We start from the raw sequence: 25,372 nt of genomic DNA, 5'->3' as shown, positions 1-25,372 counted from the left end.
TAAAATGCATCTTCCAACAGAAGAACATATAAAATTAGAAAGAACCCAACGTATTAAAGCGAAAGCCGAAGCGTTGGGTTTTATTTCTTGTGGAGTGGCGAAAGCCGATTTTTTAGAAGACGAAGCTCCTCGATTAGAATCTTGGTTGAATAATAATTACCAAGGTGAAATGAGTTATATGGCGAATCATTTTGATATGCGTTTAGATCCTCGATTATTAGTCGATGGTGCAAAATCGGTCATTTCATTAGCTTATAATTACTACCAAGATTTGAATCGGAATCCAGATTCGTACAAAATTGCCATGTATGCGCAAGGCGAGGATTATCATTTTGTGGTAAAAGAAAAAGTTCGCGAATTATTAGATTTTATTCAAGAAGAAATTGGTGAAGTTGATGGAAGAGCTTTTACAGATTCTGCTCCAATTTTAGAACATGCTTGGGCGACAAAAGCAGGAATCGGTTGGGTAGGAAAAAATTCGTTGACTTTATCTAAACAAAAAGGATCATTTTTCTTTTTGGCAGAATTAATTTTGGATTTGGATTTAATTTACGATCAACCAATGCAAACGGATCACTGTGGGAAATGTACCAAATGTATTGATGCTTGTCCTACAGAAGCGATTTTACCGAATCGTGTCGTAAATGGAAGTAAATGTATTTCCTATTTTACAATAGAATTGAAAGATCAAATTCCGAATGAAATGAAAGGTAAATTTGATGATTGGATTTTTGGATGTGATGTTTGTCAAGAAGTTTGTCCTTGGAATCGTTTTTCATTACCAACTCAAGAACATCGATTCATTGGAAACGAAAATATAAATCAATTTTCTAAAAAAGATTGGGAAGAAATAACCGAAGATGTTTTTAGAAATATTTTTAAAAAATCGCCTGTTAAACGAACTAAATTTAATGGTTTATTAAGAAATATAAAATTTGTAAAGTCTCTCGAGTAGGAGACTTTTTTTATGGTTTATAATTTGATGTATGTAAGACTAAATTTAATTACTATGAAAAAAATTATCAACCTTTTCGCTCTATTATTTTCAACATTCATATTTGCACAAGTTTCAACAACTCGAATCAATGATTTTCGTTTAGGAATGAAAAAATCTGAACTGGAAAAAATAATTGGTAAACAAATCAATATAAAATTGGAAGATGGATATCCTTCAGGGCCAACACATGTTGTGTATAAAGGAGTCGTTTTAGAAATATTTTTTAATAATTCTTATGATGATAGCGGCAATCAATTAAATGATTATACAATCTATTCTGTTAGTTCAAAAGATAAATCCTTAAAGACATTATCAGGAATTGGAATTGGAAATAGTTTAGATGATTTGATAGGTAAATATAAAGATAAAAATATCGAAATTTCAGATTCTTGGGATGATAATGGGAAACGAGTTAAAACAAAAAGATACTTTACAATAAATGATTATGATGCTGGTACTTATTTAATGTTTACTTTACAAAATGGAAAAGTAATTGATATTTATACATCATATAAAGAAGGTTGTTAATAAAATAGAATAAAAAAAATCCTGACTATCGGTCAGGATTTTTTTATTTATATGTTTCTTGTTTTTTGGATTAAAACCATATCTGCAAGCGTCATAGCAGCCAAAGCTTCCACGATAGGAACAGCTCTTGGAACAACACAAGGATCGTGACGACCTTTACCGTGCATTTCGACCATTTCGCCGTTTGCATTTAATGTTGTTTGTTCTTGCATTAGAGTTGCAACAGGTTTGAAAGCAACTTTAAAATAAATATCCATTCCATTTGAAACACCACCTTGAATTCCTCCAGAGTAATTTGTTTTTGTCGTTCCATCAGGATTAAATTGGTCATTTATTTCAGATCCTTTCATCTCAGTTGAAGCAAAACCTTCACCGTATTCAAAACCTTTTACCGCGTTAATTGATAACATGGCTTGTCCTAAACGAGCATGTAATTTATCAAAAATTGGTTCGCCTAAACCAACTGGCACGTTTTGTATCACACAAGTTACTTCACCACCAATTGTATCACCTTCTTTTCTGATTTCTTTAATTCGGTCAATCATTTGTTCAGCGATAACTAAATCTGGGCAACGAACAGCAGTTTCTTCTATGTTAGAAAAATTATATTTCGAATAATCATTTTCTAATTTTATATTTCCAACACCACTTACATAAGCAGTAATTTTGATGTCAGGAATTATATGTTTAGCAATTGCGCCACCAACGACCCAATTAGCAGTTTCTCTTGCAGATGTGCGTCCGCCACCACGGTGATCACGAATTCCATATTTTTTATCGTAAGTATAATCAGCATGTGAAGGACGATAAATGTCTTTAATATGGTCGTAATCGTGTGATTTTTGATTGTCGTTCGGAATGATAAAACCTATCGAAGCTCCAGTTGTAAATCCATCCATAATTCCAGATAAAAATTGTACAGTATCTGGTTCTTTACGTTGTGTTACAATCGCAGATTGTCCTGGTTTTCGGCGATCTAATTGTTGCTGAATCCAATCAAAATCCAATTGGATTCCGCTTGGAACACCATCTATCACTCCGCCAATAGCAATTCCGTGGCTTTCGCCAAAAGTTGAAATTTTAAATAATCTTCCGAAAGAATTCAAAATGTATTATTTTTCGAATTGGTAAATAAACGCGTTGATATTCATCGTAGCTCCAACTGAAGCCATGATAATTTTATCGTTTGCGTTGAATTGATGAGGTTGTAATTGTCCTTTTGCAATTAAATCAAACATAGTAGGAACTGTAGCAACTGATGTGTTTCCTAAAAACTGAACTGTCATTGGATCTACATTTTCAGGTGCTTTTTTTCCGTATATTTTGTAAAGACGCTGTATCATTGCATGATCCATTTTTGCATTGGCTTGGTGTAATAATATTTTATCAATATCACCAATTTCCAATTCAGTTTCGTCTAATAATTCTTTGATTGCGGGTGGAACATTTTTTAATACGAATTCGTAAACTTTACGACCTTTCATATTAATATTTTTGATTGAACCTTGGTAATCTGGATTCAACGATTTTCCGTTTACTAAATAAGTCATTTCTTCTCCAGTAAAACTTAAAGTCGCGTGGTTAAGAACTCCATATTTGTAGTCGTCTTCTTTTGCTTCTAAAACTACAGCTCCAGCACCATCTGCGAAAATCATAGCAGAACGATCGTGTGGATCAGAAGCTCTTGATAAAGTATCAGAACCAATAACTAAAACTTTTTTAGCAATTTTAGCTTGTATAAATTGGTGTCCTAAAATAAAACTTTCTATCCAACCCGGACAACCAAAAGTCATGTCGTAAGGTTTACATTTTAAATTTTGGATACCTAAATTGTGTTTTACTTTAGCAGAAATAGAAGGCATTATATCAATTTGTCTTCCAACTGGATCAATATCGCCAAAATTGTGTCCAACGATTATGTAATCTAATTCTTCAGGATTTATTCCTGCATCTTCAATGGCTTTTTTTGCAGCAAATGTTGCAATGTCTGAATTTAATAAATCGTCCTCTACATAACGACGTTCTTTAATTTCAGTAATATCTTCAAATTTTTGAGTTATTTCGTGACCTGGTTTTTCTATTTTTTCTCCGTTTTCGTCAAAAAATTCATAATTATGAAAGTGTGAATTTTTAATGATGCGAGTTGGCAAATAGTGTCCTGAACCAGTGATTACAGAATTTATCATAATAATGAATTCAAGTCTTATATTTGAGCAAAGGTAAACAAAACATTAAAATAGAAAATAAAAATATGCCTTAACTCATTTTGAGTTTTATAAAGTAAACGTAATTTAGCAGAATGAAAAAGAATCCATCTTTAATAGGTCTTTTAATGATACTAGCAATTCTAGGTGTAATTGTTTTAGTATATAATTTTGTTTTAAGTAAACCAGATGGTTACGTAATTGATAATCCAAGCGATCAAACAATTAGTTTAAAAATTGATGAAACAGCTTACACAATTGCGCCACAACAATATGTTCGTATTGATTTAGAGAAAGGGAAGCATACAGTAAAATACGATATTAATGGTAAAAAAGTGGATACTTTAATTCAAATTCGTAGAGCTTCAGGTTTATTTAACCCTATACGTAAAGATTATTATGTATTTACACGTCCATATGGGCACAGAGAAAATGTAGATTCTATTTTTGCTTCAAGAAATATTGCAATTGATAATAAAGCATATTTAGGTTTAATTACAAAAGAAGAAGGATTATATATCGAAGATTTTTATTATAACTTAGATCAAGATTATCCTAGAATATTTTTGAAAAGTGGAGAAAAGAAAACTGATTTATCTAAAATCTTTAATAAAGAGGATTTTAAACAATTCTATTTCGAAAACTACCAATAAAATACATAATATAGAAAACTAAAATGGCAAAACACGATAATATTACTCCATACGAAGCATCTGATTTAACTAAGAAAAAACAAGTTGAACAAATGTTTGACAATATTTCGCCGAAATACGATTTATTAAACAGAATTTTATCTGGCGGAATCGATATTCAGTGGAGAAAAGATGTGATTAAAATGGTACAAGCTGCTAAACCAGCTACAATTTTAGACATCGCTACTGGTACAGGTGATTTAGTAATTATGATGGCTAAAAACACGAACGCTCAAATTACTGGTTTAGATTTATCTGCTGGTATGTTAGAGGTTGGTCGTAAAAAAGTTGAAGCTGAAGGATTAAATGATCGTGTAACGATGATCCAAGGAGATTCTGAAAATTTACCTTTCGAGGATAATACTTTTGATTGTATTACAGTTTCTTTCGGAGTACGTAATTTTGAGAATTTAGAAAAAGGTTTGTCAGAAATTCGTAGAATTTTAAAACCAGGTGGAACATTCATTATTTTAGAATTTTCTTATCCTACGACATTCCCGATGAAACAATTATATACTTTTTATTCAAAAAATATTTTACCTGCAATTGGAAAATTAATATCGAAAGATCAGAGTGCTTATACTTATTTACCAGACTCTGTTGCCGCATTTCCACACGGTGAAGAGATGAAAAATATTTTAAAAAGTGTAAATTTTACTCAACCAATCGATAAAAAACTTACTTTTGGGATTGCAAGCATCTATAAGAGTATAAAATAATATGGCTTGTAATACGTTGAACACTATATGAGAAAGAATTTACTAACTGCAATAGCTTTAACTACAGCCACTTTGGTAAGTGCGCAATTTAGACCTAACTCTGATCGCGAATGGAATCGCGTAGAACAGGATGAGAAAAAATTCTCGTTTGGGTACTTTTTAGGTACTAATATTATGTCCTATAAAGTTTCTCCAAAAGCACAGAACAATCATTTACCGAATGGTACAACTGCTGATGATGGAGTAAATAGTAGTGGACTTGTTTATTTAGATCAAGAAAGCAAACCAGGATTCTCAGTTGGTTTGATGGGTAAATTAAGAATGAATGATTACGTTGCAGTAAAAGTTGAACCAGGAGTACACTTTGCTCAAAGAACTTTAATTTTTAAAAATGTAGGGATTACAGAAGAAAATCCAGACATTAATAAAAGAGAAGTTAAATCTACATATTTAGAGATTCCATTATTATTAAACTTTTCAGGAGATCGTTGGTTTAATACAAAACCTTATGTGCAAGGTGGTGTAGCTTATGTAAACAATTTACAATCAAACGAAGATAAAGAAGATGATAATGCTTTAGGTGTCTTCAGAACTAATACACACAACTTTAGCTGGCAAGCAGAAATGGGAATTGAAATTTATTTCAAAAGATTTAAATTAACTCCTTCAGTTAAAGGAATGTTCTTCTTTAATAATGAACTTGTTCCAGACCAAGCTACAACAATTGGTTACGCGAATACTTTAAATTCATTACAAACAAGAGCAGTTGTATTTTCATTGAAGTTTGAATAAATAATTAATAAAACCATAAAGAAATAAATTTTATAACCATGAATTTTGAATTAAATGAGGAACAGTTAATGATTCAACAAGCAGCAAGAGATTTTGCTAAAGCTGAATTATTACCAGGTGTTATCGAACGTGATGAAACTTCTACATTTCCATATGATGCAGTAAAGAAAATGGGTGAACTTGGATTCTTAGGAATGATGGTTGATCCAAAATATGGAGGTTCAGGATTAGATAGTGTTTCTTACGTTATTGCTATGGAAGAAATCGCAAAAGTTGATGCTTCTGCAGCTGTTGTAATGTCTGTAAACAACTCATTAGTTTGTGCAGGTATGGAAAAATACTGTACAGAAGAACAAAAACAAAAATATTTAGTACCATTAGCAACAGGTGAAGTTATTGGAGCATTTTGTTTATCTGAACCAGATGCTGGTTCTGATGCAACATCTCAAAAAACTACAGCTGTAGATATGGGAGATTACTATTTATTAAATGGAACAAAAAACTGGATTACTAACGGAGGTAATGCTTCTACATATTTAGTTATAGCTCATACACACCCAGAAAAAGGACACAAAGGTATCAATGCTTTTATTGTAGAAAAAGGATGGGAAGGATTTGAAATTGGTCCAAAAGAAAACAAAATGGGTATTCGTGGATCGGATACACACTCATTATTCTTTAACGATGTAAAAGTTCCTAAAGAAAACCGTATCGGAGAGGACGGATTTGGATTCGCTTTCGCTATGAATGTTTTAAATGGTGGACGTATCGGAATTGCATCTCAAGCTTTAGGTATTGCTCAAGGAGCTTACGAATTAGCTTTAGAATATGCTAAAATCCGTAAAGCATTCGGTACAGAAATTATTAATCACCAAGGTGTATCTTTCAAATTAGCTGATATGGCAACAAATATTGCTGCAGCTCGTATGTTATGTTACAAAGCAGCATCTGAAAAAGATGCAGGTCAAGATATTTCTATCTCAGGAGCGATGGCAAAATTATTTGCTTCTACAACTGCAATGAATGTTACAACAGAAGCTGTACAAATTCACGGTGGAAATGGTTATGTTCGCGAATATCATGTTGAGCGTATGATGCGTGATGCGAAGATTACACAAATCTACGAAGGTACTTCAGAGATTCAGAAAATCGTTATTTCTAGAGGAATAGCGAAATAATTTAAAACTGAAATTTATCATATAAAAAGGGATTCTAAATTAGAATCCCTTTTCAGTTTGTATATTTGCCCCTGGAAAAAAAATAATCAAAATCATGAAAATCTTTAGATTCGGACCTAAAGGTCAGGAAAAATCAGGTGTTATTATAAATGATAAGAAGTATGATGTGTCTGCTTCAGGTATTATTTATGATGAAGATTTCTTTGGAAATACTGAAAAACAAAAACAATTAGAAAATTATATTAATGAAAACGCAAATCAATTAACTGAAGTTGCTGATGATGTACGTATTGGTACGCCATTAACACGTCCAGGTAAAATGGTTTGTGTTGGATTAAATTTTGAAGATCACGTAAAAGAAACTGGTTTAGAACAACAACCAGAGCCAATTATGTTTATCAAAGCAAATCAATCTTTCAATGGTCCACAAGACGGAATTATGCATCCAAATGGTTCAACTAAAATGGACTGGGAAACAGAATTGTGTTTAATCATTGGGAAGAAAGCAAACAATGTTTCAGAAGAAGAAGCAATGGATTACGTTTATGGATATGCTTTGATCAATGACATTTCAGAAAGAGCTTTCCAAACCGAAAGAGGAGGAACTTGGGATAAAGGTAAAGGATGTGATACATTCGCGCCTGTAGGACCATTTATCGCGACGAAAGATGAAATTGAAGATGTTGACAATTTACGTATTTGGTTAAAGTTAAATGGTGAATTAATGCAAGATGGGAATACAAAAGATTTCATTTATCGCATACCAAAATTAGTTTCTTACTTATCTCAATTCATGTCTTTCTTACCAGGAGATATTATTTCAACAGGATCTCCAGCAGGTTCAGGTATGGGAAAAGAACCACAAATTTGGTTAAAACCTGGTGATGTAATCGAGTATGGAATAGAAGGTTTAGGGTCTACAACACAAGAGATTCTACCATTTAGCAAAGATTAATCTTATTTATTCAAATAAAAAGAGTAATTTTGCATTCGATTAATTCGTTATTGGCGCAAATTGTCTGAAATCTAAAGTTTATTTGGATTGTTCTTTTGTATTTTCAAAAGGAAATTGTACATTTGCACCCCGATCGGATTGTCGGTAATTTATAAAATATTAAAAATCAAGATAGTGGACACGTTAAGTTACAAAACTACATCAGCCAACAAAGAAACTGCTCAGAAAGAATGGGTAGTTGTGGACGCTTCTGACTTATCATTAGGTCGTTTAGCGTCAGGTGTTGCGAAGCTTATTAGAGGAAAGCACAAAACGAACTTTACTCCTCACGCAGATTGTGGAGATAATGTTATCGTTATTAATGCTGAGAAAATTCAATTAACAGGAGGTAAATGGGATGATAAATTATACATCCGCCACACTGGTTACCCAGGAGGTCAAAGATCTTTAACTGCAAGAGAAGTTTTTGCTAAGGATCCAGCTCGTTTAATTGAAAAGTCAGTTAAAGGGATGTTACCAAAAAATAAATTAGGTAGCAAGTTATTAACTAATTTACACGTATTTGTAGGTGCAGAGCACAATCACGAAGCTCAACAGCCAAAACAAATCGATATTAACGAATACTTATAATTAATTCCATGGCAATAGTTCATAAAATCGGTCGTAGAAAGACATCTGTAGCTCGTGTATATTTACAAGAAGGTAATGGAGAAATCTTCATTAACGGACGTGAATTAGCAAACTACTTCCCAACTGCAGTATTACAATACAAAGTTGAGCAAGCTTTTATCTTAACAGGTACAAAAGATAAATACAACGTAGATATCAAAGTATTCGGTGGAGGTATTACAGGACAAGCTGAAGCAATTCGTTTAGCAATTTCTAGAGCTTTATGTGAAGTTGACGCAGATTTCCGTTTAACATTAAAACCAGAAGGGTTATTAACTCGTGATCCTCGTATGGTTGAACGTAAGAAATTCGGTCAGAAGAAAGCACGTAAGAAATTCCAATTCTCTAAACGTTAATTTATTCAATTTATTAAAAAATCCATTTTCCGTTGGTTTAGCATCTAAACAGTTAAGGCGAGATCTGTTCGACCACTTATCTGTTGCTTGTTGAGATAACGGAACGTAAACTAAAAAAAAGAAAATGGCAAAAGTAAATGTAAAGGACTTATTAAATGCAGGTGTGCATTTTGGTCACTTAACAAGAAAATGGAATCCGGCTATGGCTCCTTATATCTTTATGGAGAAAAACGGAATCCACATCATTGACCTTCACAAAACTGCAGTGAAGTTAGATGAAGCATCTGAAGCTTTAGGAAAAATTGCTGCGTCTGGACGTAAAGTTCTTTTCGTTGCAACTAAAAAACAAGCAAAAGATGTTGTAGCTAAGCATGCTGAAGAAATCAACATGCCTTATATTACAGAACGTTGGCCTGGTGGGATGTTAACTAACTTTGTTACTATCCGTAAAGCAGTTAAAAAAATGAACTCAATCGATCGTATGAAAAAAGACGGTACTTTTGAGACACTATCTAAAAAAGAAAGATTACAAGTTGATCGTCAAAGATTATCTTTAGAGAAAAACTTAGGTTCTATCGCTGATATGACTCGTTTACCTTCTGCTGTTTTCATCGTTGATATCGTTCGCGAGCACATCGCAGTTGCTGAAGCTAAAAAGTTAGGTATTCCAATTTTTGCAATGGTAGATACTAATACTGACCCTCGTCAAGTGGATTTCCCAATCCCTGCAAATGACGATGCTTCTAAATCTATCGATATCATCTTATCTACTGTAGCTGATTCTATCAAAGCTGGTTTATCTACTCGTAAAGCAGAAAAAGAAAAAGCAAAAGAAGATAAAGGAGCTGAAACAACTGAAGCTTAACATTAACTTGATGATCAATTCATCGATATAATATAAATTGTAGCTCCTACGTCTTTTTTGATGTATGAGCTACTTTTGTTTCAAATTAAAATAAAATAATAAATAAAAAATATTACTATGAGCTATAAAGCAACAGCCGCTGAGGTAAGTAAATTAAGAAACGCAACAGGTGCGGGAATGATGGACTCTAAAAAAGCTTTAGAAGAAGCTGGTGGAGATTTTGACAAAGCTGTAGAAGTTTTACGTAAGCAAGGTCAAAAAGTAGCTGCTAAAAGAGCTGATCGTGAGTCTACTGAAGGTGCAGTTATCGCTAAAGTTAACGGTGAAGCTACTAAAGGTATCATTATCGCTTTAAACTGTGAGACTGACTTCGTAGCTAAAAACGAAGCTTTCGTAGCTATGGCTAACGAAATTGCTGATTTAGCTTTAACAGTTTCTACTAAAGAAGAATTATTAGCTTTACCATACGCTGGAATTACTGTTGGTGAGAAATTAACTGAGCAAACAGGGGTTATCGGTGAGAAAATCGAAATTGGTACTTTCCAAGTTATCGAAGGAGCTTTAGTAAACTCTTACATCCACGCTGGAAACAAAATTGGTGCTGTAGTTGCTTTATCTGCTAACGTAGAAGGTGGATCTGAGGTTGCTCGTGACGTTGCTATGCAAGTTGCAGCTATGAACCCAGTTGCTTTAGATGAAACAGCTGTTGAACAATCTGTTATCGATACAGAATTATCAATCGCTCGTGAGACTTTAGTTGCTGAAGGTAAACCAGAGAACATGATCGAGAACATCGCTCAAGGTAAATTACAAAAATTCTTCAAAGAAAATACATTAGTACACCAAGCTTCTATTAAAGATGGTAAAACTTCTGTAAAAGATGTTGTAAAAGCGGTTGACGCTAACTTAACTGTTGTTGGATACATCCGTTACAGCTTATAATCTTAGATTTTAAATCTTAATTATATCATAAAAGTGGTGCTTTTTAAGCATCACTTTTTTTATTGGAACAGGTTTTGTATTTGTATAATTAATATAATTTATTATATTTGTTAGGATTACACGCTTATGAAAAGAATTTTACTATTTATTACATTATTAACTTTTTCTATTTCTGGAGTCAAAGCTCAGCAAAATAGCATGAGTAATTCTGGTATTGAACAATCTTCGGTATCTATTTTTCCGAATCCAGCTTCTAGCCAAGTAACAGTTAAGTTAGCTCAGCCTAGTAAGGTTTCTTATATTGCAGTTTATTCTATTATCGGAAACGAAGTTTTAAATAAGAAAGTAGATCAATCAAGCACCTTCAAATTAAACGTACAAAACTTAAGAAAAGGTAAATACATTGTACGAATATTTAATGTAGACGGTTCAACAGAATCGATGTCGTTAATTAAGAATTAAGAACTTTTTTTAATATAATTAAAATGGTAAATTTAGATTTGCCATTTTTTTTTGCTTCAATAGTATGAATAAAATTCTAGCATTTATTATAATTTCTTGCTTTGTTTTATCGTGTCAAAAACAAAATTTGAATACGTTAACCTTTTCTTCAAACACTAAAATGAATTTTATTAATAATGAAATTGATTTATTGAAAGAGATTGATGATGTTAACGAATACTATTTAGTTATACAATCTAAAAATTTAATATATATTATCAATCATTCATCTATAGAAGGTTTAGATTTATATTATGAAGAATTAGGATGTTATAAAAGAGATAATGATAAAGTTATCTTTTTAAAACGATTTGATTCAAAAAATGAAACGTTGACTTTTTTAGATTTTGGCAAAGAGAACTGTAATTTAAGTTACGAAATCTTAGCTTATGGCGAATATCCAGATAATAAATATTTATTAGGTTCCATTTATAAAGTGAAAAATAATGGTTTTCAGTTTGTAAAGCGAGGGAATATTTATAAAGATAATCGCAAGGACAAAATATTTTGGTTTCGTAAATTTAGGATGAAAGAACCTAAGCCCGAACCAAGAATTAACAACAATTTAGAATAAAAAAAGCTGCCAAAATTTGGCAGCTTTTTATCAATAAGATGATTTGAATTTATTTTTTGATAATTTTCTTAGTTACAATAGTGCCATTATCTAAATGAATGGCTAAAATGTAAATTCCTGCAGGATATTGTGCAATACTAAATTTATCTTTTAAATCAGATTGAATTAACATTCCTTGAATGTTATATAAATTTGCTGATTTAAATTGTTTACTGATAATATTTACAACATCTGTCGATGGATTTGGTGTTACATCAACTGTGATTTCTTCTTGAACGTAATTTGTCGTATTTAAGAAGTTACCCCACGTATTTAAAGCATCTTGTCCTCCCCAAGCTAAAGTCGCTAAATAAGGATTGTCTATAAATGGATTTCTATTTCCTTGAGCTTCTGCGATAACTTCGTTACGAACTAATTCATATTCAGAAGGTGGATCAATTGCATTCCATTTTAAGAATAAATCTGGCATATTAGGATTTGCAACGTTTGTAGGGTCATAAGCAATCACATTTGCTGCACATAAAGTACCTAAAGCCGAGTTAGTTTGATTGTAACGAATATGCATATACATTATAATACGTGCAATATCACCAATCCACTCATCTCCTGGGTAAAAAGCTGATCCGCCAACTGTTGTTGCATTACCAGTATTTTCTGTATATAAACGATTTCCTCTAGAACTATTCATTTGTCTATCTACCGCTCTTAAATTATGAGCATCTGTACCAGTTCCTGGATCATCTGTAGACATACGAGGAACAGCTAAAGATTGTGGATAAACGTGTTCTCTTTCCCAACGACCTATACAGCTACCACAACCACCATTATTTGTATCCGAAATAGATCTTGTGCGGTCATTCTTTTTATCTTGGTCATTGTCATCATAACCATATATTAATAAAACTTTGTTTTGATCATTAGGATCTAAATCTGCTTGTTTTAATACATCCCAAACACCAGGCGTGTATCTTAAAAAAGTAGTATGTTTTGCGATAGTTAAATCAGATAATTCAGCTTCAATATCTTCTCTTACAGAGAAATCAACACCATCATAATACGAAGGTATCTGAGCGATACCTAAAAAGGGTAATAAAAAAAATAATAGTTTTTTCATTGAAATTTTTTAAAATCAGGCAAAATTAATCATTTATAAATTTAATTAAGCAGATATTAATCAGTTGATAATGAATATTTTTTATTTTCTTAATTGTTATAACCTAATGTTTTAGTGAATTGTTTTGGTGTAATTCCGTATTTCTTTTTAAAGGCTGTAATAAAATGTGATGGATTTTCATAACCTAGTTCAAAAGCAATATCCTTAACTTTTAATTCTCCTTCTTCTAAACGAGCTTTTGCAATTTCTAGTTTTTTATCTAGAATTAAACCATATACAGTGTTATTGTATAATTTTTTAAAACCATCTTTTAGTAAATATTCAGATATCGAATATCGCTCAACAATTTCTTTAATAGAAGGTGGATTAATTAAATTATCAAGTAGCATATTTCTGATTTCTTTAATTTTTTTAGCCTGAATGTCATTAGAAATAAAAGGATTTTGTTCCGTTTCTTCCATCGTTGGACTCGAAAAATACAAGGTAAATAACTCATACATTTTACCGATTAAATATAATCGTTCAAATTGTGGAGCCATTTTGTTTTCTTCAATTTGGCTTAAAGCTAACTGGATCTGAGGTGTCGAAATTTTTTCTTGATAAAATTGTTTCAAATTTATATTTGATATAAAATTATCTTGTATACCATGTTCGGCAAATAATTGATAAAGTTTTTCAATCGATAAAACAGCGATACATACTTTACTATCTGCGTGAATATTTAAACTTAATGGTAAATCCAAAGCAGGATAATAGAATAAAAAACTACGGCCTTCTGTTAAATTGATTTTATATATTCCATTATTAAAATTAAATGTAAGGGAACCCTTGGTACAAAAATAAAATTGTATATATCGTTTGTCAATACCCTTTAAAATGGTTTCAGTTGCAGCCGTATTGTTGTCTAATAGAGCGATGTAAACGTCTTGAGAAACTTTATATTCTTTTATTATACTTTTATGGGTATTTTTTATATTCATAGTATTTAATGAGATTAGTCATGAAAACAATCGGTTTAGATGTGAAATCACTCTTAATAATGGATTTAGATCAAAAATAGTTATTTATTTATAATAATTCTAAAAAAGCTAAAATTAATTTTTAGCGTTATTTTTTTGTTTTATGGGTATTTTCTGTTCTCTGTTTTAGAGTATTTTTGTCACAGTTTTTACAGAGAATGACAATTAGAGGAAATAAAGAAGAGCAAAGATTTTATGTGATCGGAATTAGCTACGAAAAAGCTGATGCCGAAACACGTGGTAAATATACGTTTTTCCCAGAGCAGGTAGAAGCATTTACAAAAGATTCTCAAGCCAACGGGCTTGAAAATTTCTTTGTTGTATCAACATGTAATCGTACAGAGTTTTATGGATTCGCAGACAGCGAAGATCAAATGGTAGAACAATATTGTAAGTTTACTGAAGGTAATGCAAATGAATTCCGTCAATTTATGATGGTGAAGGAAGGTGAGGAGGCAATTTCTCATTTATTTCGTGTTTCATCAGGTTTAGAAAGTCAAATTTTAGGTGACTTTGATATTATCGGTCAAATTAAAATTTGGTTCGTTCGTTTCAAAAAAATGGGCGCATCTAATGCCTTTTTAGAGCGATTAGTTAATACAGCTATTCAGATTTCTAAAAAAGTTAAGAATGAAACTTTTTTAAGTAACGGATCTGCATCTGTTGCTTACTCTGCTGTAAACTTTATTCAACAAACACAACCAGATTTAACTGGTAAAAATATTTTACTTTACGGAATTGGGAAAATTGGACGAAATACTTGTGCCAATTTGGTAAAACAATATCCTACAACAAACATTACTTTAATCAATCGTACAAAAGCAAAAGCTGAAGCAATTGCATTAAAGCATCATGTAAAAGTAAAAGACCACAGCGAACTTCAGGAAGAATTAAAAAATACGGATATCTTAATTGTAGCAACGGGTGCATCTGTGCATACGATTACAGAAGATATGATTCCTTATGATAAACAGATGATTATTATTGATATGTCTGTTCCAGAAAACGTAGTTCATACATTAGCATCACGTGAGTCGATTCAATTAGTGAATGTCGATGGACTTTCGAAAATGGTAGATGATACAATCGCTCAGCGCCGTAACGCGGTGCCTGAAGCGATTGCTATTATTGATGAATATTCTAAGGAATTCTATGAATGGTTAGAGAATCGTGAATTTGTTCCAGCAATTCAATCGTTTAAAAGTAGATTAGAATTCTTACAAAAACACGAATTAAATAACCTAAGAAAAGATAATATCGAAATATCTGAACAAGAAATCATGTTAACAAACAAGTTAATGCAAAAGATTACGAATCAATTTGCATCATTCTTGATTGAAAACCGTGATGATTCTAAAGAAACAATCGAGTTAATCGAAAAAATGTTTCATTTAAAACAAGCATAATACAAATGAAAACGATAAGAATTGGTACGCGTCAAAGTCCTTTAGCACTTTGGCAAGCCAATAAAGTAGCTTCTTTATTAGAAGCAAAAGGATGTGCGACCGAAATTGTTCCGGTAACTTCTGAAGGTGATGATAATTTAAAACAACCAATTTATTCTTTAGGTTTAACAGGTGTTTTTACACGTTCTTTAGATATTGCTTTATTAAATGATAAAGTAGATATTGCAGTACATTCTTTAAAAGATGTTCCTACTGTTTTACCAGAAGGATTAGAATTAATCGCCTACCCAGAACGTGCCAATTCTAACGATATCTTAGTTTATAAATCAGAAGATATTTTCGAGAAAGAACACCGTACAATTGCGACAGGTTCTTTACGTCGTAAAGCTTTTTGGAATCATAAATATCCACAAGATATAGTTGTAGATTTAAGAGGAAACGTACAATTACGTTTACAAAAATTAATTGATAATGATTGGGACGGAGCTGTTTTTGCTTTTGCAGGATTAGATCGTTCAGAAATCTTAGAAGAATTAAAAGAAAAAAATCTTCACTATAAAATCATTGATTGGATGGTGGCAGCGCCTTCACAAGGAATTTTAGGGATTGTTGTAAAACAAGGTTTTGAAATGCCAAGTTTAAACGATGAAGAATGTGAATTATTCGCTACTGTAGAACGTCAATTTTTAAATGTTTTAGAAGGAGGTTGTACAGCACCAATTGGAGCTTTAGTAGAGAAAAAAGATGAAAATACATATTCTTTTAAAGGAGCAGTTTTATCGATTGATGGACAAGAAATGTTAACAATCGAAAATGAATTCCAAAAAGATGAATACGTAAACAAAGGACGCGAATTTGCTGAAGAATTAATCGCAAAAGGAGCGGCTGAAATGATTACAAAAATTAAACAAGAAATAGGACAACGTTAATGATACAATCTGTATTATTTACTAAAGAGATTAATAAAGATTGGTTAATCGATCAATTAGGCAAAGAAATACTAATTGATTGTCGGCCAACTTTACAAATTGATTTAACGGATGAAACAATAATTCAAAATCAAATTAATCCAAATTGTAAACAGTTTATCATTACAAGTCAAAATTCAGTTAAAGCCATTCAAAATTTAAATTTGGAAGGCGATTTTTATGTAGTAGGAAAGAAAACTGCTTCTAAACTGAGAGAATTAAATTTTAACGTGGTTTTGGAAACGGATTATGCTAAAGAATTGGCACCCGAACTTCTAAAAATCGAAACAGATAAAAATTGGAATTTTTTCTGTGGAAATACACGTCGAGATTTATTGATTGATGAATTAACGTTGAATAATCATTCTGTAAACGAAATTATTACTTATCAATCAACACCTGTTTTTTACAAAGTAGAACAAAACTATGATGCGTATGTGTTTTTCAGTCCATTATCGTTCCAAAGCTTTGTTAAAAACAATTCAATTCCAACAAATTCAACTATTTTTACAGTAGGAAAAACAACGACTTCAGAGGTCGAAAAAGTGTATATCAATCACAACATTATTACCGCAGAAATTCCATTGGTAGATGTTGTTGTTAACAATATAAAACATTGCATTAATGATTAAAAATGATTTGCTTTTAAGAGCATTAAGAGGAGAAGAAGTAGAGCGTCCACCAGTATGGATGATGCGTCAAGCTGGTCGTTATTTACCAGAATTTATCGAATTAAGAGATAAATATGACTTCTTTACGCGTTGCCAAACGCCAGAATTAGCAGCAGAAATTACTGTACAGCCAATTCGTCGTTTTCCATTAGATGCAGCTATTATCTTTTCAGATATTTTAGTTGTTCCTCAAGCAATGGGAATGGATTTTGAAATGAGACCAGGAGTAGGACCATGGTTAGAGAATCCGATCCGTACGTTACAAGATGTAGAAAATATTCCAGTTGTAGATGTTGAAGAAGAATTAGGATACGTTTACGCTGCAATGGATTTAACGAAAAAAGAATTAGATAACAATATTCCATTAATTGGATTTGCAGGATCACCTTGGACAATCTTATGTTATGCAGTAGAAGGGCAAGGTTCTAAATCTTTCGATAAAGCAAAATCTTTCTGTTTCAAGAACCCAATCGCGGCTCACATGTTATTAGAAAAGATTACACAAACAACGATTGATTACTTATTAAAGAAAGTAGAACATGGTGCAAATGTGATTCAGATTTTTGATTCTTGGGGTGGAATGTTATCTCCAGCTGATTACGATGAATTCTCTTGGAAATACATCGAAAGAATCGTGAACGAAGTTTCTAAAGTTGTTCCAGTTACTGTTTTTGCGAAAGGATGTTGGTTTGCTTTAGAAAAAATGGCAGATTCTAACGCATCAGGTTTAGGAGTTGATTGGACAATTACACCAGAATTAGCACGTCAGTTTACAGGTAATAAGAAAACTTTACAAGGTAACTTTGATCCTGCTCGTTTATTATCTCCACCAGAGAAAATTCAAGAATTAGTGGTTGATATGATTGATCGTTTCGGAACTCAAAAATATATAGCTAATTTAGGTCACGGAATTTTACCTAATGTACCAGTAGAAAATGCACAAGCTTTTATCGAAGCAGTTGTAAATTATAAGAAAAAATAGTAGATTTTATCTATATCATCTTAAAGAGCTCATACTTGAGCTCTTTTTTTATGTATTTAACAAAATATTGATAAGAAATCCTTTCATAATCAAGTAAAATTGCTATATTTTAGCTATAATTAATATAACAACATAATTCTCAAAATGAAAAAGCATATATACATAGTTGCAATTCTTGGAACAGCACTATTTTTTCAATCGTGCGAAAATACTAAAAATGGTGGAACAACAGAGACACCAACAGCAGGAGATTCTATTGTAGAAGTTGATTCTATAAAAGTTGAAGAAAATGTGGGTAGCCCAACAGATGTAAAAGCTGATCCAGGTATTTATCAAATTAAAACGTTGAAATATGGATATGATGAATTATCTGATTATATTGATGCTAAGACAATGGAAACGCACTATGGTAAACATTACTTAGGATATATTAATAATTTGAACACCGCGTTAAAAGATGCTGATATTAGTGAGAGCAATATCGTAAAATTATTAAATAATGAATCTGCAATGAAAAACAATGCGATTCGTAATAATGCTGGAGGATATTACAATCACCTATTGTATTTTGATATTATGTCGCCAACTCCAACTAAATTAGATGAAAAGGGTGCATTATTAACTAAAATTAACGAGAATTTTGGTTCAGTAAATGAATTAAAAGCTAAGTTAAAAGAAGCGGCTACAAAAAGATTTGGATCTGGATGGGCTTGGTTAATTGTAAAAGAAGATGGTTCTTTAGCAGTAACTTCAACTCCAAATCAAGATAATCCATTAATGGCGATTGCCGAAGAAAAAGGAACTCCAATTTTAGGTATTGATGTATGGGAACATGCTTATTATTTAAAATATAAGAATTTAAGAGCTGATTATGTTGATGCTTTCTTTAATGTTTTAGATTGGAAAGAAGTTGAAAACAACTATAGCAAAGTAGCTAAATAATAGATTTTATATATATATGTTTAAAAGCGATTTCCAACGGAAATCGCTTTTTTTATTTAAGTTTTGTCGAAAAATATAACCAAAAAAAATCCCCAATCATTTGATTGGGGATTTTGAAGTATGTTGAATAAAAATTATTCTTCAGTTTGTGCTTCTTCAGTAGCAACTTCTTCTTTAGCTTGTTTTTTCTTATCCATTGCGTAGATAGGATTGTCAAAGTTAAAGATAGAACCTTCTTCTTTATTAGCGTTAGCTGCTTTTTCAGCATCTAATTTAGCCATTTCAGCTCTAGTTTTAGCTGCTTCTTCAGCTGCTTTGATAGATGCTGCATCTGGAATTACTGCGAAATCGAAATCAACTTCAACAGTTCTGTGGAAACGTACTTTAGCAGTATATTTTCCTAAACGTTTGATAGTGTTTCCAGGGATTTTGATGTTTTTCTTTTCAATTTCAACACCAGCTTTAACTAATTCAGCTGCTAAATCAGCATTGTTAACAGATCCAAATAATTTATCTCCGTTACCAACTTTAGCTTCTAAGTTAATTACTAATCCTTCTAATTTAGAAGATTTTGCTGTTGCATCAGCGATTAATGCAGCTTCTTCAGCTTTACGAGCTTCTAAAACTTCATTTAATGCAGTTACATTTTTAGGAGTAGCAACTGATGCTAATCCACGTGGAATTAAAAAGTTACGAGCGTATCCAGGTTTTACTGAAACAATTTCGAATTCAAAACCTAAACCATCTACATCTTGTCTTAAAATTACGTTCATGATAAAATTTCTTTTAGGTTTTTAATTATTTTAATTGGTCACCGATAAATGGCATTAATGCTAAGTGACGTGCTCTTTTAATAGCTTTAGAAACTTTTCTTTGGTATTTTAAAGAAGTTCCTGTGTAACGACGAGGTAAAATTTTACCTTGCTCGTTTACGAATTGTAATAAGAAATCAGCGTCTTTATAGTCAACGTATTTGATTCCGAATTTTTTGAAACGACAGTATTTTGAGTTTGATTGTGTTTCAATATCTAATGGAGATAAGTAACGGATTTCTGATTCGCTACCTCCTGCTGCTTTTTTTGCTAAATCGTCGATTGCCATAGCTTTGATTACTTGTTAGAGTTAGACTTTAATTTTGTTCTACGCTTTTCAGCCCATTCGATACCGTGTTTGTCTAATTTCACAGTTAAGAAACGGATAACACGCTCATCACGCTTGTAAGCAACCTCTAATTGAGATACTAAGTCAGCATTTTCAGTTTTAAATTCTACTAAGTGGTAGAATCCATTTCTTTTGTTTTGAATTGGGTAAGCTAATTTTTTTAAGCCCCAATTTTCAGCAGCAACGATTTCACCTCCGTTAGAAGTAACGAAATCATTGAATTTATTAACTGCTTCCTCTACCTGAGAGTCAGATAGAACGGGAGTTAAAATGAAAACAGTTTCGTAATTTGTCATTTTAAAATTGTTTTATTATGATTAATACTTTTTTTACGAGGGGCAAATATAAGAAGATTTATTTGAATTATCTTACAATTGATTAAATTTTTATCTAACAACATTTTAAAACCATTATTTGTTAAATCAATAATTAAATAGTTAAATTTTATTGAAAAAAAATAATAGAATGCTTGTTTTTTATAAAAACAATGTTACTTTTGTGTTTATAAAAGGCTAATGGCTTTTTCATAGGTTTAGGTTGGTTAAGGTTAAAGCCCTCACTTTGTGAGGGCTTTCCTTTTTTTACAAACGAAATTTTATCGTTTAAAATTTTATTAATTAAATATATAATAAAAAAACGAGTGAAGTAATTCACTCGTTTTTTTATTATATCATGATATGTTTTGTTAAAATAATTGATATGATAATCCCCAAAACATCGGTAAATTAAACGGACCATTGTTTCTTCCAAAGCTTGGAATTACTAATGGATCAATTCCTTCTTGTTTCTTACTTGCAATATAAACCGCTGGATGAATAGAAAAATCGGCAAATAATTTTTTGTACAATTTTACTCTTCCACCAATTACAACTTCAACCCAATAAGAATTTACGCTTGCTTGTTCTTTAGAACCTTGACCAAGGTTTTGATTGGTGTATATATCTTTAATCGGATATGAATTAATTTTCTGGTTATAGGCTGAATATGCTAAACGTCCACCGATATAGAAACCATTTTCAGAATTATTAGGTTCTTGTATAATGAAATAATTAACTCCAACTTTTCCGAAAAACCCGTCAACTTTTACATCCCAATGATTTTCTTTAAAAGTATTTTTCTCAAAACCAAACTCTGCTATTGCATGAATCTTTGGTTTAATTTGATAGCTAACAAATGCTTGTGCACCTTGTTTATCCGAAAAAATAGTTTGTACTGGTGTTGAAAAATCGACACCTACATAAAAATGTTTGGGATTTTTGATTGTTGCAATACTATCGTTGGCTACAGTGTCTTTTACTGTTTCATTAATTTGCGCAAAAGCAAAATTAATAGCGACGAGGTTCAGCAAAAATGTTAAGATTAGTTGACGTTGCATCATCTATAGTTGTATTAACGATTTCTAAATTTTGAATCCAATTGTTGGTAGTTGTAAAATTAGCATCTTTATAATAGATCCCAAATCCACATGCTTTAGAATTGTATTTATTATCAATTTGATAATTTACATAAATAATATCCTGTGGCGCTTGATGAGTTGTTACGATTGTATCATTTTCATTAATAAAAGTAGTCTTATAGGTAGAACCTTGTTCTAAAACATACTTAATCGTACGATTTTCTGTCGATAAAATAGGTAAATTTAAAACTGTTAAATCTCTTTCGTTACTACCAGACTCAATTAAAATGGTGTCATTAATATAGGCACTATAAAAGATGGTATCTTCTAATTCAGTATCTGAGTTAGGGTAATACATCTTTAAGGTAACATAGGGCGCTTCTTCTGCTAAGCAGATATCATCAGGCTCGCAGCTTGTAAGTGTAAACACTCCAAGCGCAAGACCTAATAAAGTTATATTTTTTATGTAATTACAATTCATAGGATAATGAGTGATTTAAATTCGCTCCAAAACTACGATATTTTCAACATGATGCGTCTGTGGAAACATATCAACAGGCTGAACTTTAACAATTTTGTATTGATCTTTCATTAATTCTAAATCACGAGCTTGTGTAGCAGAGTTACAAGAAACGTAAACAACACGCTTAGGATTCATGAATAAAATGTTTTCAACAACTTTTTTATGCATTCCATCACGAGGTGGATCAGTAATAATTACATCAGGAATACCGTGTTGCTCGATAAATTCTTGATTTAAAACATCTTTCATATCACCACAATAAAAATCACAGTTTGTAATTCCGTTACGTTCAGCAGCAGCTTTAGCAGCTTCAATTGCTTCAGGAACAGATTCTATACCAACTACTTTTTTTACTTTTTTAGATACGAATTGTGCGATTGTACCTGTACCAGTATATAAATCATATACCAATTCGTTTCCTTCTAATCCTGCAAAATCACGCGTAATTTTGTATAATTCATACGCTTGGGCTGGATTTGTTTGGTAAAATGATTTTGGACCAATTTTGAAGTTTAAATCCTCCATTTGTTCCATAATATGATCTTCGCCAGCAAAAACTTGAATATCTAAATCGTAAACAGAATCGTTTTGTTTTGGATTAATAGCATATAATAAAGAAGTAATTTCAGGAAACTTATCTTTTAAGTTTTGTAAAAATGCTTCAATATTTTCTTTTTCTTCGCGGAAGAATTGAACCAATACCATTAATTCTCCGTTTTGAGAAGTACGAATCATTAAGGTACGTAATAAACCTTCTTGATTTTTTAAATCGAAGAAATCTAAATTATGTTCTAAAGCAAAACGTTTTGCTTCTAAACGAATAGCATTAGATGGATCACGTTGTAAGTGACATTTTGTTACATCTAAAACTTTTGACCATGCGCCAGGAATGTGGAATCCTACGACATCACGATCGTTAAAATCTTTACCAGAATTAATTTCTTCTAAAGTTAACCAACGTGCATTAGAAAATGTAAATTCTAATTTATTACGATAGAAATATTGTTCTTTAGAACCTACAATATAATCTGTTTCGTTTTCTATATCTTTAAATCCACCAATGCGAACTAAATTGTTTACTACTTCGTCGTGTTTAAATTTTAGCTGAGCATCGTAGCTCATATCTTGCCATTTACAACCACCACAAACTCCAAAATGCTCACATTGAGGTTCTACTCTAAATTCAGATTTTTTATGGAAAGCTACTGCTTGTCCTTCTAAATAACTGCTTTTTTTCTTTAAAACGTGTACATCTACAACATCTCCAGGAATAGCACCTTTAATTAAAACTGTTTTTCCTTCCTCTGTTTTTCCAACAGAAACACCTTTCGCACCTGCGCGTAAAACTTCGATGTTATTTAAGATGATTTTTTGCTTCACTTTTCTTCCCATGCTGCAAAGATAATGATGTAATTGAAATATTGAATCATTCTAAAAAATAGAATCAATTTATATAATCTATTTGATACAAAATCAGTTAAAATAATGAGATTCAATTTTTAACTAAAATTAATATTGTATTTTAGTTGAAATTATATACTTAAAATTATGAATTACACGTTATTAGTTTGGTTTTTTCTATGTTTTAATTCGTTGGTATATGCTCAGTATGTAGAACCAGAAAAAAAGGATAAAGAAGCTATATTGAAAAAACAGAATCAAAAAATTATTTATCCAAAACAACAATTTGATTCAATCACTGCAAAAAATATGTTAGCTATAGGTAAAGGTAAAATTAAAGGTGTAGCTTTTACTAGAGCAAGACAAAATAAAAATTTTGGATTAAAAACTGGAGAGAAAATTTATGCAAATAAAATTAAAGTTATTTTGTTTCCTGTGACGCCTTATTTTGAAGAATATTATACTTTATGGAAAGATAAATCTAAAAATAATCCTAAAAGAAATACTTACGTTATGATGAGTAACGATGCGACTCGTTATCGTTTAGAATCTATTACAAACAGTAGTGGCGAATTTACTTTTCCAGATATGAAACCAGGTAAATATTATATTTATGGAACATTAGATTATACGACAACTTATACAGGAAATGAATATACAGGAAGTGCTTATAATGGTTATGGAGGTCGAACAGATTATTATTCGCCTTATGAATATTATAAGAATAGCAGTGAATTTCTTGAATTATTTATAGAAGTAAAATCGGATGGGGAAATTGTCAATGTAAAATTGAGATAAGCATAAATAAAAAAACACTTAAATATTTAAGTGTTTTTTTTATTTATTCTTCTAATAATTTCTTGATATCTTCTATAACCATGGTAACGTCTGGATGATAAGTTCCACTTAAAGATGGATTAACACCAGCTTCGTCGGAATAATTCAAACCTGAATAATATAACTTAGGAATACCATGACCGTTCACTCTTGATCTAATTTTTCCTTGTTTATCAACCAATGCAAATTGACCACTGTGATCTAAACTTTTGGCTTCATCTTTTGCATCACCCAAGTAAATATTAAATTTTTTGCTTACTTCTTGTATATAATCACGTTCTGCAGTTAGCATAAACCAATTCGGAGATTTAGCTTGAATTTGTTTATAATGTTCTAACAAACGTTCAGGAGTATCGCGTTTTGGATCAATCGTGATAGAAACAATTCCAAATTTAGGATCGTTAATAGAATCTTCAATAATTCTAAGGTTTTGCTTCATCACAGGGCAAATTGTAGGACAACTTGTAAAGAAAAATTCTACTAAGTAAACTTTTCCCAACATGTCGCGATCTGTGAATTTTTCACCGTATTGATTGGTCATTTCAAAACTCGGCACATCCATAATCTTGACTAAATCACTATCCGATTTTGAATTGTTCCAAAATATGAAACCAACAACTAAAATAATTATAGCAATTACTCCAATTAATTGTTTATTCATTGATATATTGTTCTGGGTTTTCTAAGAATTTTTCTTTACACATGGTGTTACAAAAACCGTAAGTTTTTCCTTTGTAATCTGCCGTATCTTTTAAATAATCTGCCGTAGTCATTCCACAAATAGGATCTAATTCATTTACAACTTCTACATTTAAAGCATTACCAGCAGACATATCTTTGTGTGCATGTTCCATAACTTGTACGTCAACATCATTTTCGTTTTTATTTTCTTTGGTACAAGAAAAAATTGAAATGGATAAAGAGATAATTGATAATATTTTAATCATTTTCATTTGTCAATTGTTTAAGAATTTGATACA

The 25,372-nt window shown here is 31.4% G+C and carries 30 protein-coding genes and 1 pseudogene; 19 read left to right on the top strand and 12 right to left on the bottom strand.

The annotated features are described in order from the left end of the window. The first annotated feature begins 4 nt into the window (after window positions 1-4). Together queG and J9309_RS01210 are read left to right on the top strand one after the other, a co-directional pair. On the top strand, window positions 5-955 hold the full coding sequence (gene queG, locus J9309_RS01215; RefSeq protein WP_230476636.1) for a tRNA epoxyqueuosine(34) reductase QueG: 951 nt from the start codon (window positions 5-7) through the stop codon (window positions 953-955). Window positions 956-1,009: 54 nt separating this feature from the next. Beyond that, window positions 1,010-1,525, top strand: a complete 516-nt coding sequence (locus J9309_RS01210) for a hypothetical protein (protein WP_230476635.1) — start codon at window positions 1,010-1,012, stop codon at window positions 1,523-1,525. A gap of 47 nt (window positions 1,526-1,572) precedes the next feature. On the opposite strand, the gene aroC is transcribed toward J9309_RS01210, so the two are convergent. Together aroC and J9309_RS01200 are read right to left on the bottom strand one after the other, a co-directional pair. After that, a complete protein-coding gene (aroC, locus tag J9309_RS01205; protein WP_230477830.1) occupies window positions 1,573-2,634 on the bottom strand; it encodes a chorismate synthase in 1,062 nt (353 codons plus the stop codon). A 3-nt stretch (window positions 2,635-2,637) separates the two neighbouring features. Continuing rightward, window positions 2,638-3,711, bottom strand: coding sequence for a 3-oxoacyl-ACP synthase III family protein (locus J9309_RS01200; protein ID WP_230476634.1), 1,074 nt, complete (start codon window positions 3,709-3,711; stop codon window positions 2,638-2,640). 113 nt (window positions 3,712-3,824) lie between these two features. Between J9309_RS01200 and J9309_RS01195 the strand changes: the two genes are divergently transcribed. The 11 genes from J9309_RS01195 (at window position 3,825) to J9309_RS01145 (ending at window position 11,972) form a co-directional block, all read left to right on the top strand. Beyond that, the gene (locus J9309_RS01195; RefSeq protein WP_230476633.1) at window positions 3,825-4,382 is read left to right on the top strand and encodes a hypothetical protein; all 558 of its coding nucleotides are present in this window, start codon (window positions 3,825-3,827) and stop codon (window positions 4,380-4,382) included. A gap of 23 nt (window positions 4,383-4,405) precedes the next feature. After that, on the top strand, window positions 4,406-5,140 hold the full coding sequence (ubiE, locus tag J9309_RS01190) for a bifunctional demethylmenaquinone methyltransferase/2-methoxy-6-polyprenyl-1,4-benzoquinol methylase UbiE (RefSeq protein WP_230476632.1): 735 nt from the start codon (window positions 4,406-4,408) through the stop codon (window positions 5,138-5,140). Between the two features lie 27 nt (window positions 5,141-5,167). After that, window positions 5,168-5,932: a type IX secretion/gliding motility protein PorT/SprT gene (porT, locus tag J9309_RS01185; protein ID WP_230476631.1), complete on the top strand. Its 765-nt coding sequence runs from the start codon at window positions 5,168-5,170 to the stop codon at window positions 5,930-5,932. A 38-nt stretch (window positions 5,933-5,970) separates the two neighbouring features. Next, window positions 5,971-7,110, top strand: coding sequence for an acyl-CoA dehydrogenase (locus J9309_RS01180; RefSeq protein ID WP_230476630.1), 1,140 nt, complete (start codon window positions 5,971-5,973; stop codon window positions 7,108-7,110). Between the two features lie 94 nt (window positions 7,111-7,204). Further along, window positions 7,205-8,065: a fumarylacetoacetate hydrolase family protein gene (locus tag J9309_RS01175; RefSeq protein ID WP_230476629.1), complete on the top strand. Its 861-nt coding sequence runs from the start codon at window positions 7,205-7,207 to the stop codon at window positions 8,063-8,065. A gap of 174 nt (window positions 8,066-8,239) precedes the next feature. After that, window positions 8,240-8,695, top strand: coding sequence for a 50S ribosomal protein L13 (gene rplM, locus J9309_RS01170; RefSeq protein WP_121933622.1), 456 nt, complete (start codon window positions 8,240-8,242; stop codon window positions 8,693-8,695). Window positions 8,696-8,703: 8 nt separating this feature from the next. Next, a complete protein-coding gene (gene rpsI, locus J9309_RS01165; protein WP_230476628.1) occupies window positions 8,704-9,090 on the top strand; it encodes a 30S ribosomal protein S9 in 387 nt (128 codons plus the stop codon). A 124-nt stretch (window positions 9,091-9,214) separates the two neighbouring features. Next, window positions 9,215-9,955 carry a 30S ribosomal protein S2 gene (rpsB, locus tag J9309_RS01160; RefSeq protein WP_230476627.1) on the top strand — a complete coding sequence of 247 codons (741 nt, stop codon included), beginning with the start codon at window positions 9,215-9,217 and terminating at the stop codon, window positions 9,953-9,955. Between the two features lie 117 nt (window positions 9,956-10,072). Continuing rightward, a complete protein-coding gene (gene tsf, locus J9309_RS01155; RefSeq protein WP_230476626.1) occupies window positions 10,073-10,897 on the top strand; it encodes a translation elongation factor Ts in 825 nt (274 codons plus the stop codon). A gap of 126 nt (window positions 10,898-11,023) precedes the next feature. Beyond that, a complete protein-coding gene (locus J9309_RS01150; RefSeq protein WP_230476625.1) occupies window positions 11,024-11,359 on the top strand; it encodes a T9SS type A sorting domain-containing protein in 336 nt (111 codons plus the stop codon). Window positions 11,360-11,519: 160 nt separating this feature from the next. Then, the gene (locus J9309_RS01145; protein ID WP_230476624.1) at window positions 11,520-11,972 is read left to right on the top strand and encodes a hypothetical protein; all 453 of its coding nucleotides are present in this window, start codon (window positions 11,520-11,522) and stop codon (window positions 11,970-11,972) included. A gap of 49 nt (window positions 11,973-12,021) precedes the next feature. On the opposite strand, the gene J9309_RS01140 is transcribed toward J9309_RS01145, so the two are convergent. Together J9309_RS01140 and J9309_RS01135 are read right to left on the bottom strand one after the other, a co-directional pair. After that, window positions 12,022-13,086, bottom strand: coding sequence for an endonuclease (locus J9309_RS01140; RefSeq protein WP_230476623.1), 1,065 nt, complete (start codon window positions 13,084-13,086; stop codon window positions 12,022-12,024). A gap of 89 nt (window positions 13,087-13,175) precedes the next feature. Continuing rightward, window positions 13,176-14,066, bottom strand: coding sequence for a helix-turn-helix transcriptional regulator (locus J9309_RS01135; RefSeq protein ID WP_230476622.1), 891 nt, complete (start codon window positions 14,064-14,066; stop codon window positions 13,176-13,178). 197 nt (window positions 14,067-14,263) lie between these two features. On the opposite strand from J9309_RS01135, the gene hemA reads away from it, so the two are divergent. The 5 genes from hemA to J9309_RS01110 all read left to right on the top strand — a co-directional run bounded on the left by hemA (window position 14,264) and on the right by J9309_RS01110 (window position 19,074). Continuing rightward, the gene (hemA, locus tag J9309_RS01130) at window positions 14,264-15,511 is read left to right on the top strand and encodes a glutamyl-tRNA reductase (RefSeq protein ID WP_230476621.1); all 1,248 of its coding nucleotides are present in this window, start codon (window positions 14,264-14,266) and stop codon (window positions 15,509-15,511) included. Window positions 15,512-15,516: 5 nt separating this feature from the next. Continuing rightward, window positions 15,517-16,440 (top strand): hydroxymethylbilane synthase, encoded by a 924-nt coding sequence (gene hemC / locus J9309_RS01125; protein WP_230476620.1) that lies wholly within the window; start codon window positions 15,517-15,519, stop codon window positions 16,438-16,440. Continuing rightward, on the top strand, window positions 16,440-17,111 hold the full coding sequence (locus tag J9309_RS01120; protein WP_230476619.1) for a uroporphyrinogen-III synthase: 672 nt from the start codon (window positions 16,440-16,442) through the stop codon (window positions 17,109-17,111). The genes hemC and J9309_RS01120 overlap by 1 nt, the downstream gene beginning before the upstream one ends. After that, window positions 17,104-18,132, top strand: coding sequence for a uroporphyrinogen decarboxylase (gene hemE / locus J9309_RS01115; RefSeq protein ID WP_230476618.1), 1,029 nt, complete (start codon window positions 17,104-17,106; stop codon window positions 18,130-18,132). The genes J9309_RS01120 and hemE overlap by 8 nt, the downstream gene beginning before the upstream one ends. A 144-nt stretch (window positions 18,133-18,276) precedes the next feature. After that, complete coding sequence (locus tag J9309_RS01110) at window positions 18,277-19,074, top strand: superoxide dismutase (protein ID WP_230476617.1); 798 nt, start codon at window positions 18,277-18,279, stop codon at window positions 19,072-19,074. A gap of 275 nt (window positions 19,075-19,349) precedes the next feature. On the opposite strand, the pseudogene rplI reads toward J9309_RS01110, so the two are convergent. From rplI to rlmD, 6 genes and pseudogenes are all read right to left on the bottom strand, one after another. After that, window positions 19,350-19,847 (bottom strand): annotated as a pseudogene (rplI, locus tag J9309_RS01105) (50S ribosomal protein L9); the annotation flags it as partial. Window positions 19,848-19,872: 25 nt separating this feature from the next. After that, window positions 19,873-20,175: a 30S ribosomal protein S18 gene (gene rpsR / locus J9309_RS01100; protein WP_072930426.1), complete on the bottom strand. Its 303-nt coding sequence runs from the start codon at window positions 20,173-20,175 to the stop codon at window positions 19,873-19,875. Between the two features lie 8 nt (window positions 20,176-20,183). Then, entirely contained in the window at window positions 20,184-20,531 is a 348-nt protein-coding gene (gene rpsF / locus J9309_RS01095) for a 30S ribosomal protein S6 (RefSeq protein ID WP_230476615.1), read from the bottom strand. 389 nt (window positions 20,532-20,920) lie between these two features. Continuing rightward, the gene (locus tag J9309_RS01090; RefSeq protein ID WP_230476614.1) at window positions 20,921-21,610 is read right to left on the bottom strand and encodes a DUF6048 family protein; all 690 of its coding nucleotides are present in this window, start codon (window positions 21,608-21,610) and stop codon (window positions 20,921-20,923) included. After that, entirely contained in the window at window positions 21,561-22,112 is a 552-nt protein-coding gene (locus J9309_RS01085) for a DUF6452 family protein (RefSeq protein WP_230476613.1), read from the bottom strand. Before J9309_RS01085 ends, J9309_RS01090 begins: the two co-directional genes overlap by 50 nt. Window positions 22,113-22,127: 15 nt before the next feature. Further along, window positions 22,128-23,546 (bottom strand): 23S rRNA (uracil(1939)-C(5))-methyltransferase RlmD, encoded by a 1,419-nt coding sequence (gene rlmD / locus J9309_RS01080; RefSeq protein ID WP_230476612.1) that lies wholly within the window; start codon window positions 23,544-23,546, stop codon window positions 22,128-22,130. A 156-nt stretch (window positions 23,547-23,702) separates the two neighbouring features. On the opposite strand from rlmD, the gene J9309_RS01075 reads away from it, so the two are divergent. Then, entirely contained in the window at window positions 23,703-24,353 is a 651-nt protein-coding gene (locus tag J9309_RS01075; RefSeq protein WP_230476611.1) for a carboxypeptidase-like regulatory domain-containing protein, read from the top strand. Between the two features lie 43 nt (window positions 24,354-24,396). Here J9309_RS01075 and J9309_RS01070 read toward each other — a convergent pair whose 3' ends face one another. Further along, window positions 24,397-25,053, bottom strand: coding sequence for an SCO family protein (locus tag J9309_RS01070; RefSeq protein WP_230476610.1), 657 nt, complete (start codon window positions 25,051-25,053; stop codon window positions 24,397-24,399). After that, window positions 25,046-25,345, bottom strand: coding sequence for a YHS domain-containing protein (locus tag J9309_RS01065; RefSeq protein WP_230476609.1), 300 nt, complete (start codon window positions 25,343-25,345; stop codon window positions 25,046-25,048). Before J9309_RS01065 ends, J9309_RS01070 begins: the two co-directional genes overlap by 8 nt. Between the last annotated feature and the right edge of the window lie 27 nt (window positions 25,346-25,372).

The sequence above is a fragment of the Faecalibacter bovis genome (genome assembly GCF_017948305.1).
In the GTDB taxonomy this organism is placed as follows: Bacteria; Bacteroidota; Bacteroidia; order Flavobacteriales; family Weeksellaceae; genus Empedobacter; species Empedobacter bovis.
This window is presented reverse-complemented; position numbering and strand designations above follow the sequence as displayed.